The following is a 12901-nucleotide window of genomic DNA, read 5'->3' as shown; positions in this document are numbered from 1 at the left end:
CAGTGATCTCCGTTTGCCCTGTTCAGAGCCTTGATCGGTGGCGGCGTGGGCGGTGGCTGGGCTCGGCCGCGTGGATCTTCTGCATGGCCCTGCATGACGTCCGCATAGATCGTCGGTCGCTGTTCACGTTGGGTCACCATGGGCGTCGATCCATCTGGGGTAGGGGTTGGCTGCCGCGTCGCTGGTTGCACAGGCCGCAGCCCATGGGGCAGGGGTTCAGTTCCTGGTTACCCATGGTGCCGTGGGCGGGGGCGAGGTTGGCGGGGTCGTCGAAGCCGGGAAGGCGGCGGCCGTCGGGGCCGCGGGGCCAGTCCTTGTCGGTGATGACGTGGTCGGCGGTGCGGGCGTCGCCGTGGCCGCAGAGGTGGCAGGTGTCGTCGTTGGCCAGGACGGTGGCGCGGTTGCGCCGGTAGGGCCGGGCACCGGTGCCGCTGCGTCCGCTGCTCATGGCCGTGCCCATTCCGGCGGCTTCCGCTGACCATTGCTAGCATCGACATCCCCGGCGCTGAGGTGGCAAGCATGCTTGACTTCGCCGAGATGCCCGACCGGCTGCGTGTGGCACAAGTGCTCCTGTACACCGGCCCCGATGGGCGGATGTATTTCGCCCCGCTTGGCACACCGGACCCGGACCCCGACCGCGCCCTTGACGCGGAGTGGGTCGAGTTGTCGATCGTCCGTGAAAGCAACGGAGTCCACTGGCCGCCCGGATAGGGCGAAGGCGGGGTGGGCAGTCGGCATGGTCAGCTCACCCCAGGCAGATGAATCGTCTCGACGCTGCGCACGATGACGTCGTCAGGCCAGGGCTCGCCGTCGTGGTCCCAGCCGGCGTCGGAGTCGTCGCCCGGGTCGTCGTCCCCGCAGCACAGGTAGGAGCCACGGGCGACGCCGCAGCCGTGGTCGCAGCGGGGGCAGTCGCAGGAGCCGATGCCGTCCCCGTCGCCGTTGTACGGGTCGGGCAGGCCGCACACGTCGCACGTCATGGGACGGTCCGTCCGGCGACCCGCACGCCCTGCATGGGGTGCCCGCCCATCAGCCGGTACTGGTCGGGGTGGGCGCGGGCGGCGGCCTGGGCGAGGATGGCGTGCTGGATGGCGTGGATGTGCTGGGCCAGCTCGGCGAGGTCACCGGCGCGGGCGGGGCCGTCGCCGGCGATCTGGCACAGGGCGTTCCACAGTTGGGCGGTGAGGTCCATCGCGGCGTGTTCGGCGTCGGTCAGCACCGGTCAGCCCTCCGCCTGGTTGACGCTCTCCGTGGCCACCCAGACCTGCGGGTCTGGGGCGGGCGTGGCGGGGAGGTGACGGGGCTCGGCCTGCCGCAGGACGGCGTCGAGCCGGTCGCGGGCGTCGCGCAGGTCGGCCAGGGTCGGGCCGGTGAGGACCTTGGGCCGCCACAGCGGGTCGCCGGTCAGGGCGTGGAGGTTGCGGGCGGCGCGGTCGACGTGGAAGGCGGCGCGGCGCACGTCGTCGGCCAGGGTGGTGTCGCCCATGCTGCGGCCGGTGTGGCGGCGGCGGGCGGCGGGGTCGGTGGTGGCGGGCATGGAGATCTCCTAGAACGGGCTGATGGCGCGCAGCCACCGCCAGGGTGATCCGGGGTCGAGGCGCCGCCGGCCGGTGCCCTGCCCGCCTTCGTCGGGGCCGGTGGCCATCGGGGTGGAGGCGGGCGGCGCGGCGGGCGTGGCATCGCTGGGCGCGTCGTCAGGTTCGGGCGTGGGTGTCGGGGTGGGGGCGGCCGGTGGCGGCGTCTGAGGGCTTCTCAGCGGGTCAGGTCCAGTCGGTCGGATGTGGCCCTGGGACAGGACCACGCCGCCGGTGCTGATCGCCCGCCAGCCCCCGACCGGCAGGTCCGGGTTGACGGTGACCGGGACGCCGGCCAGCTGGTCCCGGCCGGTCGGGCGGTCCGGTGGGCGCGGGTCCGCGTGGCTGTCGTGCAGGACCTGCCAGGCGGCGGGGTGCATCTCGACACGGGCGATCATCTCGCCGAGGCCCCGCCAGGTGGTGACCGCGTCGACCAGGTGGGCCGCCGCAGGTGGCAGCAGGTCGGGGATCTCCGGCTCCGGCAGGCGCGGCAGGCCGAAGGTGTCCAGGCGCGGCGGCCGCCAGGTGAGGGGGCGGGCGGGGCGGGGCGGGCCGTCGAGGGTGGGCTGCCGCCAGGGGTTGGGGTTGCCGGGCTTGGTGTCGCGGTAGGTTGCGTAGCCGGGTCGGCCGGCGGCGATCGCGCGCCAGGTGGCGTCGTCGTGGTGGGTCATGATGCGTCGTCCTCGGTGGGGATCGGCCAGCCGCCGGGTGGTGGCGGGCCCTGGTAGTGCGGGTTGGGTGTGTCCTCGGCGGTGTGCTGCCGAGGGCGGGCGTGCCGCACCCACTCGGCCCGGTGGAACACCTCGGGCCGGCCGGGGCGCAGCTCCACGCCAAGGCTGTCCAGCAGCTCCCGGACGGTGCCGAAGCTGCGGGTGGGTGTGGGCTGCGCCGCCTGTAGCTCGGCGAACCGGTCGTGGGCGGCGTCGCGTTCGGCCTGCTGCCGGGCGGCGTGCGCTTGGGCAACGCGGGCGCGCACGTGGGCGGGCATCAGCCAGTCGGTGGAGTCGCGGTAGTGGGCGGTGACGGCGGCGAGGGCGTCGGCCAGGGCGACGTCGGCCAGGGCTTCCTGCCAGGCGCGGATGTCGGCTTCGCCGACGGTGCGCCGGTCGTACGCCTGGGCCTTGGCCAGCACGGCGGCGGCTTCGTCGAGGGTCATCGCCCGACCGCCTCCCGCTCGTGGGCGGCCTGGAGTTTCGCGCCGAGGGCGAGGGTGGCGGCCACCCGCGCGTCGGTGGTGGAGGGCCGGTCCGTCGGCGGGAGGGGGCCGCGGTTCATGACCTCGTTGACCACCGAGGGCAGGGCGGCGGGGTGCAGGCCCTTGGCCATCCACGCGGCGGTGCCGCGCCGGATATCGTCGGGGTCGATGCCCTCGGTCAGCATCTCGCGGATGTGCTTGGCGACCTGCCCGACGACCTGCCGGGGTGGGCGCCTGCGGCAGCGGTCGAGCCATTCGCCGACGATGGTCTGTGCGGTGACCGCCCGTGTGCTGTCACCCTCGGCGACGGCCGGCGGGTCGGGCACCGGCGCGGGCCACAGGGCCGGCTGGTCGGATGCGGGTTTACGGGACACGTGGCCACCTCCCGGGATGGCGCGCAGTTGCGGTTGTGGTGACGGTGGCGGCGGGTCGGGTTCGGAGGCCGCGCCCGTGCGTACTTGGTCCTGTTGTTCTTGTCCTGAGGTAGGTAGAACAGTGGCGGCGGCCGAACACCGGACAGATCTGTCGGGTGTCGCGGACAGATCTGTCCGCTGTTCCATCGACCGACCGGCACCGTCACACCCGACAGATTCGTCTGGTGTTCCATCGGTCGACGTCTTCGGATCAGGGGACGGATCTGTCTGGTGATCCATCGACAGCTCTACCCAGTAGTGGGCGCGCCGGCCGGGGGCGCGGGCCTGCGCCTGACTCAGCGCCCCCGCTACGGTCAGTGACGAAACGGCGCGGGTCACCGCCCGGTCGGCCTTGGCGTCCAGCGCGGGGTAGCCGAGGCCGTAGGCGAGGGCTTCCCGGCTTAGCTCGCAGCGCGGCCGGTCCTCCCTGTCGGGGACGGTGACGGCGATGTAGCAGAGCAGCCGGAACGGGGCCGCGGGCAGGTGCCCCCACCGCCGGTACACCAGCTTGACGTTCCCCGCCCCCATCATCGGTCCCCCTTGGTCCGTTCCCTGTCCCTGCTCGACCCGCGGAACACCCGCCCGCCCGGGGCGTTGCACGTCCACCCGCACGTTCCGATGGGGCGCACGCAGCGGGCCTCGTAGTCCTGCCTGGTGGCGGTCACCTGCATCGGCCGTTCCGGCCGCAGGTGGTCGCCGCAGCGGCGGCAGGTGCCGACGTACGTCTGCTCTGCACAGGCGCGCATCCACAGGCTGTGGATGATCAGCCCGTCGGCGTCGACGAACCGCGCCCACAGCCCACGGTCACGGGCGGGCTGGGCCGTGCCGGGCAGCGTCTCCTGGGTGGGCATCACCGTCCCCTCGGCTGCTCGGGCCAGGTCCGGGCGACGATCCGCGCGATGGTCGTGGCGGCCACCCGCCAGGTGGCCAACTCATCCGGGGTGCGCGGCTCCGCCGGCACCACCCCGTTGACCACCGCGCGGATCAGGTGCCGGGCGGCCTCCCGGGCCTGCTGGTCGGTGGTCACGTCCAGCTGGTGCACCAGCGCGAAGTCGAGCAGGTGCGCGATGGTCAGCGTGTACCGGCCGGGCGTGCGCACCACCAGCACCGACACCGGCCGGCCGTGCACGGGCCGGACTGACCAGTCGTCGACGATCGACTCCCGGCCGGTGCCGGTGCCGGCGACCGCGCCGAGGTCGAGGCGGGCGGCGACGGCGAACGTGCCGGCCGACACCAGCACGGTCGCGATGCGGGCGGCGGCGGTCACTTCTGGTCGTCCAGCCACTCGTCACGCTTGCGCTCCGACACCGGGCCGTCATCGCCGGTGCCGGGGATGATCGGCTCCCCGGAGGCGGCCGGCCCGGCGTCGTCGGCCTGGTCGACCGGGTCGGCGGCGGCGTCGAACAGCGTCTCGGCGATCAGGCCGAGGCCGCGCAGCTTGCGGGCCTGGTCGAGGATCTGCCGGCCCTGGTCGGCGGCGTCGGCGGTCAGCGGCTCGATGGCCAGGAACTTGACCCGGGGCACCAGCGGTTCGTTGGGTCCGGCCATGCTCGCGCCGGCGAACTGGACGATGCCGACGACCACGTGCCGGCCCAGCTGGTTGCCGATCAGGTCCTCGGCGATGGTCTCCAGGCCGTTGTTGGGCCGTTCGTCCTTGTTGAACGTGCCGGAGATGGTGACAGCGGTCATGAGGTCAGGTCCTTCCTGTCCGGGTTGAGGTGCCAGTCGCGGGGCCAGTCGAGGTCGCCGAGGACCTTGGTGCGCCAGCGGGCGGCGGGGCCGGGCAGCAGCCGCTGCCCGTAGCGGTGCAGTCCCATGGCCAGCAGCCACAGAGCGTCGGCCTGGTTGTCGTCGTTCGGGTAGGCGACGTGGCGTAGCTGGCTGCGGGCGGTGGCCAGCATCAGCGCCTTGTCCGCCGCCCCGCTGTTCGTGGCGTACTTCTTCACCTGCTTGTCGTTGACGACCACGTAGGGCACGCCCCGCCCGTAGAGGCCGTCGAGGATGACGCCGTGCAGCTCGGCCAGCCGCAGCGCGGTGTCGCCCTTCGCGCCTTGGAACACCGCCTCGACCACGGCGAGGGTGTTGGTGGTGATGCACGGCCAGATCGGGGCGGTGATCTGCCGCCACCGGGCCGGCCGCGGCGTCGTCTCCGGGCTGGTGTGGATGGTGTCGAGGTAGAACCGGCCGTCACGCCACACCGCGACGCCGGTGGCCGACAGGGCGGCGTCGATGCCGATGATGGTGGTCACGGTCATCGCGGCCTCACCGAGAACCACCAGGTGCGGTTACCGAGCCGCAGCGCCAGGCCGCAGCGACGGCCGCTCCAGCCGTGGCGGGCCCACCCGAGGTTCGCCGGCCAGTTGCGGGTGCGGCCGACCCGCTGCTGCCGGGTCGAGGTGACGGACCCGCCGTCCACGCGTAGTTCCCTCACCGCTGCCGCCTCTTCCTGATGTCCTTGCGGTGCACGCGGCGGCGGCAGGCGGCGCCGTTGACGCACACCCACTTCCCGTCGCTGCGCCGCGAGGCGACCAGCGGTGCCACCTCGGACCCGCACCGGCAGCACATCCGCGCCTTCATGCGGCCGCCCTTCCGGTCAGCTGGGCGCGCAGCTCGGCGATCGTCCGGTCCCGGTCGTCGACGACCAGCAGCGCGGCGGCGAGCAGGTTGATGTCGTGCCCGTGGCCCGCCGACGCGACGTACAGCAGGACAGCGCTGCCGGGGCAGGTGCCCGGCGGGTAGGTGCAGGTGCCGTCCTGGTGGGCGTGGACCCGCCGCACCAGGTCGGCCACCTCGGCCTTCAGCTGGTCGAGGTAGGCCAGCTGCCGGGGTTCGATGTTGCTGCGGTCGGTCACGCCGTGGTCCCCCCTCCGGCCAGGCGGCGCAGCGTGACGACCTCCACCTGCGGGTCGATGCGCAGCACCAGCGTGCGTTCGCCGTTCGGGGCGACCACGACGGTCGCCTTGTCGGCGCGGGCGTTGCGGACGGCGTACGCGCACGCCGGTCCCTTGTCGACGAAGGTGCGGGTCTGCCCGTAGGCGTCCTCGACGGTCCAGTCCTCCATCAGGGCTTCACCCCCGATCCGGGCTGCGCGGTCTGCACGTCGTCCCACTCCCGGCGGCCCGGGTCACCCGGCGGCGGGGGCGGGTCGTCGACCAGCTCGGCGTCGACCACGTCGTCCGGGGAGGGGCCGAACTCGCGAGCCGGACGGTCCGGGATCCCCACGAAGCCGGTCGACGCGCCGGCCTCCGACGACGCGATCTGCCACCGGTACTCCGCCGAGGTGGGCACGAACGTCTCCAGCCGGTGCAGCGCCGACTTCTTCCACATCGGCACCGTGTTCGGACCCTCTTCCGGCCACGGCGGCCCCCAGAAGTTGCCGCCGCCGGCCTTGCGCGCCGAGGCGGACATGGCGCGGATCCGGGTGATCTCGTGCCGGTTCAGCCACACCACCTGCGAGGTGGCGCCGCCCATCAACGTCGCCCACGCGTACACCGCCTTCAGCGGGCCGCGGTCCTCCGGCGCGGCGAACTCGTCGAACTCGTGGTCAGGCAGCCGCATCCGGGTCGGGTTCCACCGCAGCACCGGATCCTTGTCCCGGCCCACCTCCACGTGCACGGCCTGCACCCCGCCGGCCCGGTACATCCGCTCGATGACGCCGTGGTAGGTCTCGATCCCGACGATCGTCTTGCCGCCCGGGGCGTTCTTGTCGTTGAACGCGGTCAGCGCGAACGTCTTCGGCACCGGCACGTGGCCCAGCACGGCGCACTCGCGCAGCGCCAGGATCAGCGACGCCGGGTTGACGTTCGCCGCCGCCCGCAGGAACTGGTCGCGGCGCACGTACGCGGCGGCCAGGCCCACGAACGCCTCCACGTTGACGTGCCGGGGCACCACCGCGGCGAAGTCGCCTTCGTAGCTGGCGATGAAGTCAGACAGGGTGCCCTTCTTCTTGACCGCGACCTCGCCGCCCGTCTTCGTCTCACCGGCCACAGGTGGCCACCTCTTCCTCGATCGAGACGACCTTGTAGGCCGTCTGCTTGAAATCGGTGCCGGCCCACACCAGCCGGGTGGCGCGCAGCGACTTCATCAGCGCCGTCACCACCGTCGACCGGTGCTTGCCGACCGGGCCCAGCTGCTCCAGCTCGACCACCAGGTGCACCCGCACCGGCTCACGCGGCGCGTCGGTCTCCATGGCGGTCACCGCCCCTCGCGGTGGCCGCGTCGGTCGAGGTGCGCAGGCGGCGCAGCTGCGCCAGCTGGTGGCGTTCCTTTCGGGTCGCCCGCCGTGGTCGGCGGTGGCGTCCCTCGGGCTGGTAGGGCTTGTGCTCGTTCATCACGGCTCCTTCCGTGTCGGTGTCTGCTTGCGGCGCAGCTGGTCGACCATTCCGGCGGGCACCTCGTAGGCGCGGCGCTTGTAGACCAGCCGTTGGGCGATGCGCCGCCCGTCGGGGTCGAGGGCGTGCTGGGCGCGGCCCATCCGGTCCCGCACCCGGTTTTCGACCTCCCGGGCGCGGGCCTTGGCGTGGTCGAGGTCGTCGTGGGCCCGCTGGTACGCCTGGGCGAGGTCGGCGGGCAGGACCTCTTCGGTGTCTTCGTCGACGGCCGGGTGCAGCCGGGTGAGGGTGGCGGTGGTGGCCTCGTGGGCGTCGATGTCCGGGGTGACCCCGGCCTCCAGCCCGGCGACGAACGCCCGGCCCTCGACCAGCCAGTGCGCCATCTCGGCGCGGGCCGCGTCGTCGTACTCGACCCGGTAGGCGTGCTCTTCGCGGACCAGCCAGCCGCGCGGGGCGCCGAGGATTTCGCACTGGATCAGCAGCTGCACCCGGTGGTGCGGGGGCACCTGGTCGGTGCCGGGCTTGCCCCACCCGCTGCCGCCCTTGTCCGACTTGCACTCGACCGGCTCGACGTGCACCCCGGGCAGGGGGCCGGACGTGAGGCCGGTGCCTTCGTCACGCCAGCCCGGGTCGACGTCGCCGGCGACCGCGAGGAAGTCGGGGGTGGCCACCAGCCACCGCTCGACGGGGTGGCCCCACAGGCCCGCGCCGGGCCGCACCACCAGCAGCTCCGGCCGGTCCTCGGCGAACAGCCCGGCGATGCCGTCCTCCACCGCGTGTCCGTAGCGCTGCCGGCGGGTGGTTTCCTCGGCCTCCCACCCGTCCTGCTTGGCCCACCACAGGGAGAACGGGGACGCCCACGGGGAGATCCCCAGCACGGCGGCCATCTCCGACGCGCCGACCCGGTAGCCGTCCGGTCCGGCCCGCCGGGCGGCCAGCCAGGTCGCCTCATCGACGTCGGCGGGCAGCAGCGGCACGGCCGCCGTGCGCGGGGACCGGCCGAACCGGGCCACCGCCCGCTTCGCGTCCCCGTTGGACAGCGGCACCACCGTCTTCGGGCTACGTGTCATAGCGGCCGTTCCCCCAGTCCGGGTCGTAGAAGTAGCCGTAGGCGGCCACCAGGTCCGGAGACCACGCCCGGCGCGCTGTCTCAGCCACGGCGGCCACCTCGGCCACCTCGGCGGGTGCGGCGGTGCTGGGCGGCGTTGGGGCAGTTGGCGAAGTGGCTGCGGTGCAGGTCCTTGCGGCCGAACCGGAACTTCGCCTCGACCACCCGGGATCGCACGTCGGCCCCGTCGGCGGTCAGGGCCACCGACCCGTCAGGGGTGGGCTGCGGGTCGACGGGCATCCGCTTGTTGTTCTCGGTGACCGTCCAGATCACCTGCCGCTGGCACGACCCGCACGGCGACGTCTTGTAGGTGGGCTGCTCGGTCACCGCCGGCTCGCCTCCCACCACTGCCGGTGCCGGTCGACGGTTTGCGGGGTGTAGTCGGCGAGGGGCCCGGCGGCGGTGGGTCGTCCGGCCGGGTGACCGTGCAGGAACAGGGCCACCTCGACCGCCAGGTAGGCGACGATGAACACCGTGGCGACGCCGGCCTGCCCTACCCGGTCATGGGTGGCCAGCCACACCACCGCGGCGGCGCTGCCGATGGCCGCCGTGGCGGTCGCCCCGGCGCGCTTCTTGGCCCCATGTGTCTGGCGCGCCGGGGTCGGCCGTCCTGCGGGACGGGGTGCGGTGAACGGACGCGTCGGACGGGGCCGGCTGGTGCCCTTCACCGCACCCACCCCCGTCGGCGGGCGTCCTCGTCGGCGTACAGGCGGGGCCGGGTGTCGGCGATGACCGACCAGCCGCGCAGGTCCAGCACCAACTGGTGCTGCTCGTAGCAGTGCCCGCAGAACGCCAGCCGGCCCTTGGGCCCGGACTCGGCGGTCGCCCCGTAGCGGCCGGCGTACACGCCGGACTCCACGACGACCAGGGCGGTGGCGGACGGGTGCCGGTCACACACCGGCGGGCGCACCTCCAGCTCGATCTGCTCGGACCGGCGGATGGTGCTGGGCGGCTGGGGAATGGGGTGCTGGGTCATGGCCTGATGCCTTCCGGTTCCTCTGCCGGTGTGGGCGCCCGGAATCACACGCGTCGCGGACGCCCACTCCGGGTGCTAGCCGTCGACCTCGTCGAGGCGGCGGATGATCTGGTCCAGCGACTGGCGCTGATTGCGCACGGCGTGGATCCACGCCGGCCCGTGGTCACCAGCCCGGTACAGCCAGGTGGCCAGGTCCCCGATGTGCTGCTCGACCTGGTTGAGGGCGTTCTCAATCCGGTCGCGCACGGCGGGGTCGAGGGCGGGCGGCTCGGGCACAGGGCCCGGGTCGTGCCGGTCATCGACGGCGGGCGTCTCGACGGCCTCACCGTCGATCACCCGGACGAAGCCGGGGGCCACCTCGGCGACCGAGGCGGCGCGGGCGGCCGGGTCCGGCTCGTACGGGTCGACCGGCTCGGCGTCGGTGGTGACCCCGGCCGCGCCCGCCCCCGCAGGCGCGGCCGGGGCTGCGGAGGCTCGGGCGGGGCCCCTGGAGGAAAGCCCCTCACCATCCGCATCTGCCGAGGCAAGGTCGCCAACCTCGGCAGCCGTCATCGGTCGGCTGGACGCATACCGCTTGCCGTCCAGCCCGACCACTCGCTCAGGTGCGTGATCCGTCGCGCCTGCGTCGCGCAGGTCCCGGCGGACCGTGGCGTCGGACGTGCCCAGCGCGCCGGCGATCGCCCGGGTCGACATGCCCTCCGCGTGCAGCGCCGCCGTCGCGGACTGCCGCTCCCCGAGGGGCATGCGCAGGCCGCGCAGCTCGGCGTCGCAGTAGGCCGCCCACGACTGGTAGCCCAGGGCGAGGTCGGCGCGGCGGGTGAACGCCTGCTTGATCAGCGGCAGCAGGTCGGTGACCCGGGCGCGGATCTCGGCGGTCAGGGCGCGGGCCTCGGCCTCGGTGAGCCGGTCGGCGGGGGCGGCCATCGGGGCCGGTACGGCGGACACGGGGCGGGCCGACTGCATCCACTCGGCCACCTCGGCGACGTCGCCGGAGGCGGGCGCGCTGGACACCGGCGTCGGGTCGTCGGGCTCCGGCTGGTCCGGCGGCGAGGGAAGCACCGCCGCCGGACCGGCCGGGTCGCCTGCGTCGGCGGCGGGGGTAGCCGTCTCCGCTTCGTCGGCAGGCCGGGGGAAGGTGGCCTGTGCGTCAGGCCCGGCGTGGGCCTCACCCGCTCGCGACTGCGGGTGCTGGACCGGCCCGTCAGGGCGTGCGCCATCCGCCAACTCGGCGGTGGCCCGACGGGCCGGCGTCTGGTGGCCCGAGCCGGCGGACGTCGACGCCTCCGGCTCGGGCTCCGGCCGGTTGGTGGCCGGAGTCTTGGCGGTCCGGAACCACAGCACCGGCGTGCCGCGCTCGGCCGGGTCCACCTTGTCGGCGCGGCCGGCGGCGGCCAGGGCGCGCAGGTGGCGGGTGACGGTGGAGTAGCCCATGCCGGTCACCTCGGCGAGCAGCGCAGGGCTGATCGGTTCCTCGGTGGGGCCGGGCAGCTGGTCGTACACGACCTCGACGGGGGCAGTGCTGGCGGTCATCTCTGATCACGTCCTTTGGAGGTTTGCGAGGAGGCGGGTGGGGGATCCGGGTGGCGGTTCACAACCACGAGGTGGGCCGGCGGCGGCCCGGCAGCCAGGCCGTCGCCGGCCCCGTGGGTCAGCCGGACTGGGCGGCGAGGCTCAGCGCGGACAGCGCGGCGGCCTCCATGTCCCAGGCGGTGTCCCCGTCGGCCAGCTGCGCGGCCGAGGTCACGGCCTGCATGACGCCCCCGGCGGTGACCTGCCCACCCCGGATGAAGTGGTCGAGGATGGTCGCCTGCTGCTGGTCGGTGAACCCGAGCCGCTTGGAGACGACGGCGATGGTCTGCTGCGGGTTGGACACCGAGACGCCGGCCTGCTGCTCCAACTCGGTGACCTTCGCCTTGACGTAGTCGGCGTCGAGGAACGTGGCGACCGCGTCGGCGGTCTGCGCGGTGACCAGGTCGAGGTTTTTGCGCTGGGTGTCCTCGGACCAGCGGATGACCCCGGCGTCGAGCCGGCCGCCGATGTGCACCTCACGCAGGGCGTCGGCGGTGATGGTCATGCCGTTGTTGCACACCTTCACGACCAGCCGGGGGGTGATCGAGAACGCGCCGCCGCCGGTCTCCGAGTTGGAGATCACGAACCCGGCGAACACGATCGGCTCCTGCCCGGCCGGGATGGCGTGGCCCTCGCCGCCAGCCGCGCCGGCGACCCGCTCCGGGGTCCAGCCCCGGCCGACGTCGCGGCCGTCGAACGGGCTGCGGTAGCCCTCCAGCAGCGACGGCGCGTACGCCTGGATGCCGGGGTGGGTGACCCGCACGTACATGCGCCGGTCGGTGAGGTCGGCGGAGATCTTCGGCATCACGTCGACGGTGCGCTGGATGCCCTGCAACGCGGCCAGCAGCACGTCGAAGTTGTCGATCACCCGGTACTTGTCGGACAGGAACGCGCGCAGCACGCCCCGCGTCTCGACGGCGTCGGCGTCGCCGCGCAGGAGCCGCACCAGGTAGGAGTCGGTCGATCGGGACAGCCAGCCGTTGACGTTGGCGTCGAACAGGTCGGGGGCCTCGGCGCGCATCCGGCGCAGGTAGCGCACCGGGATGCCCAGCTTCTCGGCGATCCCTTCGTCGCCGACGCCGGTCGGCACGTACCGGCCGTTGGGGTCGGTGACCCCGTCGTCGCCGAGGACGGGGGCCATGTCCCGCAGCCGCAGGGCCGCACCGTCGAAGGTGAGATCCCGGGCGGGGACCACCAGGTCGAGGGCGCGGGTGCGCTGGTCGTTGAGGGCGGCAGCGAGGGTGGCAAGGTCGCTGTGCCGCAGGGTGTCGGTCATCTCCGGTCATCCCCTTCCGTGGGATGTGGCGGGCTCGGCGGCCCGGGTGGGTGGGGTAGGCCCGTTGGGCCGGACAGGCCCGGGGGTCTGGGGGCCCGGCCCGGTCGGGCGTGGGCCGGTTGGCCCCGGCGCGGGCGTCACGCCACACGCTCCGAGGCCGGCAGAAACTCGGCGACGGGGACTCCGAGGGCGTTGGCGACGCGCTCCAGCTCGGCGGTGTCGAACGGGTGCTCCCCGCGCAGACGCCGGGACAGCGCCTGCTGCGACATGCCGATCAGCGGGGCGAGGGCCTGCTGGGTCATTTCGCGCCGCGCCATTTCGGCGCGGATCTCCGATGCCACTGCCCGGGTAAGGTTCTCCGCCATGTTGTAAGTGTCTTACGCTCAGCGTAAGGGTGCAAGCAAGCCGGGCAAGATTCTCCACGGACAGGGCCGGATTATCTCCGGATGGCGCATGACT

At 73.6% G+C, this 12901-nt stretch carries 24 protein-coding genes; 1 reads left to right on the top strand and 23 read right to left on the bottom strand.

Annotated features, from left to right (window positions below; translation table 11 throughout):
* Positions 1 to 133: 133 nt before the first annotated feature.
* Positions 134 to 448: a hypothetical protein gene (locus tag ABZW14_RS11720; protein ID WP_355343704.1), complete on the bottom strand. Its 315-nt coding sequence runs from the start codon at positions 446 to 448 to the stop codon at positions 134 to 136.
* A gap of 71 nt (positions 449 to 519) precedes the next feature.
* Here ABZW14_RS11720 and ABZW14_RS11715 point away from each other — a divergent pair, with 71 nt between their 5' ends.
* Positions 520 to 711 (top strand): hypothetical protein, encoded by a 192-nt coding sequence (locus ABZW14_RS11715; RefSeq protein ID WP_355343701.1) that lies wholly within the window; start codon positions 520 to 522, stop codon positions 709 to 711.
* A gap of 29 nt (positions 712 to 740) precedes the next feature.
* Here ABZW14_RS11715 and ABZW14_RS11710 read toward each other — a convergent pair whose 3' ends face one another.
* The 22 genes from ABZW14_RS11710 to ABZW14_RS11605 all read right to left on the bottom strand — a co-directional run bounded on the left by ABZW14_RS11710 (position 741) and on the right by ABZW14_RS11605 (position 12807).
* Positions 741 to 980 carry a hypothetical protein gene (locus ABZW14_RS11710; RefSeq protein WP_355343698.1) on the bottom strand — a complete coding sequence of 80 codons (240 nt, stop codon included), beginning with the start codon at positions 978 to 980 and terminating at the stop codon, positions 741 to 743.
* On the bottom strand, positions 977 to 1219 hold the full coding sequence (locus ABZW14_RS11705) for a hypothetical protein (protein WP_355343695.1): 243 nt from the start codon (positions 1217 to 1219) through the stop codon (positions 977 to 979). Before ABZW14_RS11705 ends, ABZW14_RS11710 begins: the two co-directional genes overlap by 4 nt.
* Positions 1220 to 1222: 3 nt before the next feature.
* Entirely contained in the window at positions 1223 to 1537 is a 315-nt protein-coding gene (locus ABZW14_RS11700; protein ID WP_355343692.1) for a hypothetical protein, read from the bottom strand.
* 9 nt (positions 1538 to 1546) lie between these two features.
* On the bottom strand, positions 1547 to 2245 hold the full coding sequence (locus tag ABZW14_RS11695) for a hypothetical protein (protein ID WP_355343686.1): 699 nt from the start codon (positions 2243 to 2245) through the stop codon (positions 1547 to 1549).
* Positions 2242 to 2730, bottom strand: a complete 489-nt coding sequence (locus ABZW14_RS11690; protein WP_355343683.1) for a hypothetical protein — start codon at positions 2728 to 2730, stop codon at positions 2242 to 2244. The genes ABZW14_RS11695 and ABZW14_RS11690 overlap by 4 nt, the downstream gene beginning before the upstream one ends.
* Positions 2727 to 3143: a hypothetical protein gene (locus tag ABZW14_RS11685; protein ID WP_355343680.1), complete on the bottom strand. Its 417-nt coding sequence runs from the start codon at positions 3141 to 3143 to the stop codon at positions 2727 to 2729. The genes ABZW14_RS11690 and ABZW14_RS11685 overlap by 4 nt, the downstream gene beginning before the upstream one ends.
* 566 nt (positions 3144 to 3709) lie before the next feature.
* On the bottom strand, positions 3710 to 4033 hold the full coding sequence (locus ABZW14_RS11680; protein ID WP_355343677.1) for a hypothetical protein: 324 nt from the start codon (positions 4031 to 4033) through the stop codon (positions 3710 to 3712).
* A complete protein-coding gene (locus tag ABZW14_RS11675; protein WP_355343675.1) occupies positions 4033 to 4449 on the bottom strand; it encodes a hypothetical protein in 417 nt (138 codons plus the stop codon). Before ABZW14_RS11675 ends, ABZW14_RS11680 begins: the two co-directional genes overlap by 1 nt.
* Positions 4446 to 4871: a hypothetical protein gene (locus ABZW14_RS11670; RefSeq protein WP_355343672.1), complete on the bottom strand. Its 426-nt coding sequence runs from the start codon at positions 4869 to 4871 to the stop codon at positions 4446 to 4448. The genes ABZW14_RS11675 and ABZW14_RS11670 overlap by 4 nt, the downstream gene beginning before the upstream one ends.
* A complete protein-coding gene (locus tag ABZW14_RS11665; protein WP_355343669.1) occupies positions 4868 to 5437 on the bottom strand; it encodes a crossover junction endodeoxyribonuclease RuvC in 570 nt (189 codons plus the stop codon). Before ABZW14_RS11665 ends, ABZW14_RS11670 begins: the two co-directional genes overlap by 4 nt.
* Positions 5434 to 5613: a hypothetical protein gene (locus ABZW14_RS11660; protein WP_355343666.1), complete on the bottom strand. Its 180-nt coding sequence runs from the start codon at positions 5611 to 5613 to the stop codon at positions 5434 to 5436. The genes ABZW14_RS11665 and ABZW14_RS11660 overlap by 4 nt, the downstream gene beginning before the upstream one ends.
* Positions 5614 to 5755: 142 nt before the next feature.
* A complete protein-coding gene (locus tag ABZW14_RS11655; RefSeq protein ID WP_355343663.1) occupies positions 5756 to 6034 on the bottom strand; it encodes a hypothetical protein in 279 nt (92 codons plus the stop codon).
* The gene (locus ABZW14_RS11650) at positions 6031 to 6243 is read right to left on the bottom strand and encodes a hypothetical protein (protein WP_355343660.1); all 213 of its coding nucleotides are present in this window, start codon (positions 6241 to 6243) and stop codon (positions 6031 to 6033) included. Before ABZW14_RS11650 ends, ABZW14_RS11655 begins: the two co-directional genes overlap by 4 nt.
* Positions 6243 to 7169, bottom strand: a complete 927-nt coding sequence (locus ABZW14_RS11645) for a recombinase RecT (RefSeq protein WP_355343657.1) — start codon at positions 7167 to 7169, stop codon at positions 6243 to 6245. Before ABZW14_RS11645 ends, ABZW14_RS11650 begins: the two co-directional genes overlap by 1 nt.
* Positions 7159 to 7371 (bottom strand): hypothetical protein, encoded by a 213-nt coding sequence (locus ABZW14_RS11640; protein ID WP_355343654.1) that lies wholly within the window; start codon positions 7369 to 7371, stop codon positions 7159 to 7161. The genes ABZW14_RS11645 and ABZW14_RS11640 overlap by 11 nt, the downstream gene beginning before the upstream one ends.
* A gap of 141 nt (positions 7372 to 7512) precedes the next feature.
* Positions 7513 to 8583 (bottom strand): YqaJ viral recombinase family protein, encoded by a 1071-nt coding sequence (locus tag ABZW14_RS11635; RefSeq protein WP_355343651.1) that lies wholly within the window; start codon positions 8581 to 8583, stop codon positions 7513 to 7515.
* A gap of 80 nt (positions 8584 to 8663) precedes the next feature.
* On the bottom strand, positions 8664 to 8948 hold the full coding sequence (locus ABZW14_RS11630) for a hypothetical protein (protein WP_355343648.1): 285 nt from the start codon (positions 8946 to 8948) through the stop codon (positions 8664 to 8666).
* Positions 8945 to 9289 carry a hypothetical protein gene (locus ABZW14_RS11625; RefSeq protein WP_355343645.1) on the bottom strand — a complete coding sequence of 115 codons (345 nt, stop codon included), beginning with the start codon at positions 9287 to 9289 and terminating at the stop codon, positions 8945 to 8947. The genes ABZW14_RS11630 and ABZW14_RS11625 overlap by 4 nt, the downstream gene beginning before the upstream one ends.
* Positions 9286 to 9597 (bottom strand): hypothetical protein, encoded by a 312-nt coding sequence (locus ABZW14_RS11620; RefSeq protein WP_355343642.1) that lies wholly within the window; start codon positions 9595 to 9597, stop codon positions 9286 to 9288. The genes ABZW14_RS11625 and ABZW14_RS11620 overlap by 4 nt, the downstream gene beginning before the upstream one ends.
* Before the next feature lie 75 nt (positions 9598 to 9672).
* Positions 9673 to 11127: a hypothetical protein gene (locus ABZW14_RS11615; RefSeq protein ID WP_355343639.1), complete on the bottom strand. Its 1455-nt coding sequence runs from the start codon at positions 11125 to 11127 to the stop codon at positions 9673 to 9675.
* Positions 11128 to 11245: 118 nt separating this feature from the next.
* Positions 11246 to 12442 carry a DUF932 domain-containing protein gene (locus ABZW14_RS11610; protein WP_355343636.1) on the bottom strand — a complete coding sequence of 399 codons (1197 nt, stop codon included), beginning with the start codon at positions 12440 to 12442 and terminating at the stop codon, positions 11246 to 11248.
* Positions 12443 to 12579: 137 nt separating this feature from the next.
* A complete protein-coding gene (locus tag ABZW14_RS11605; RefSeq protein ID WP_355343633.1) occupies positions 12580 to 12807 on the bottom strand; it encodes a helix-turn-helix transcriptional regulator in 228 nt (75 codons plus the stop codon).
* Positions 12808 to 12901 lie beyond the last annotated feature (94 nt).

The organism is Micromonospora sp. NPDC004551 (assembly GCF_040609975.1).
Lineage (GTDB): Bacteria > Actinomycetota > Actinomycetes > Mycobacteriales > Micromonosporaceae > Micromonospora.
Note: the sequence above shows the minus strand (reverse complement) of the source record. Positions and strands in the feature narration are given on the sequence as shown.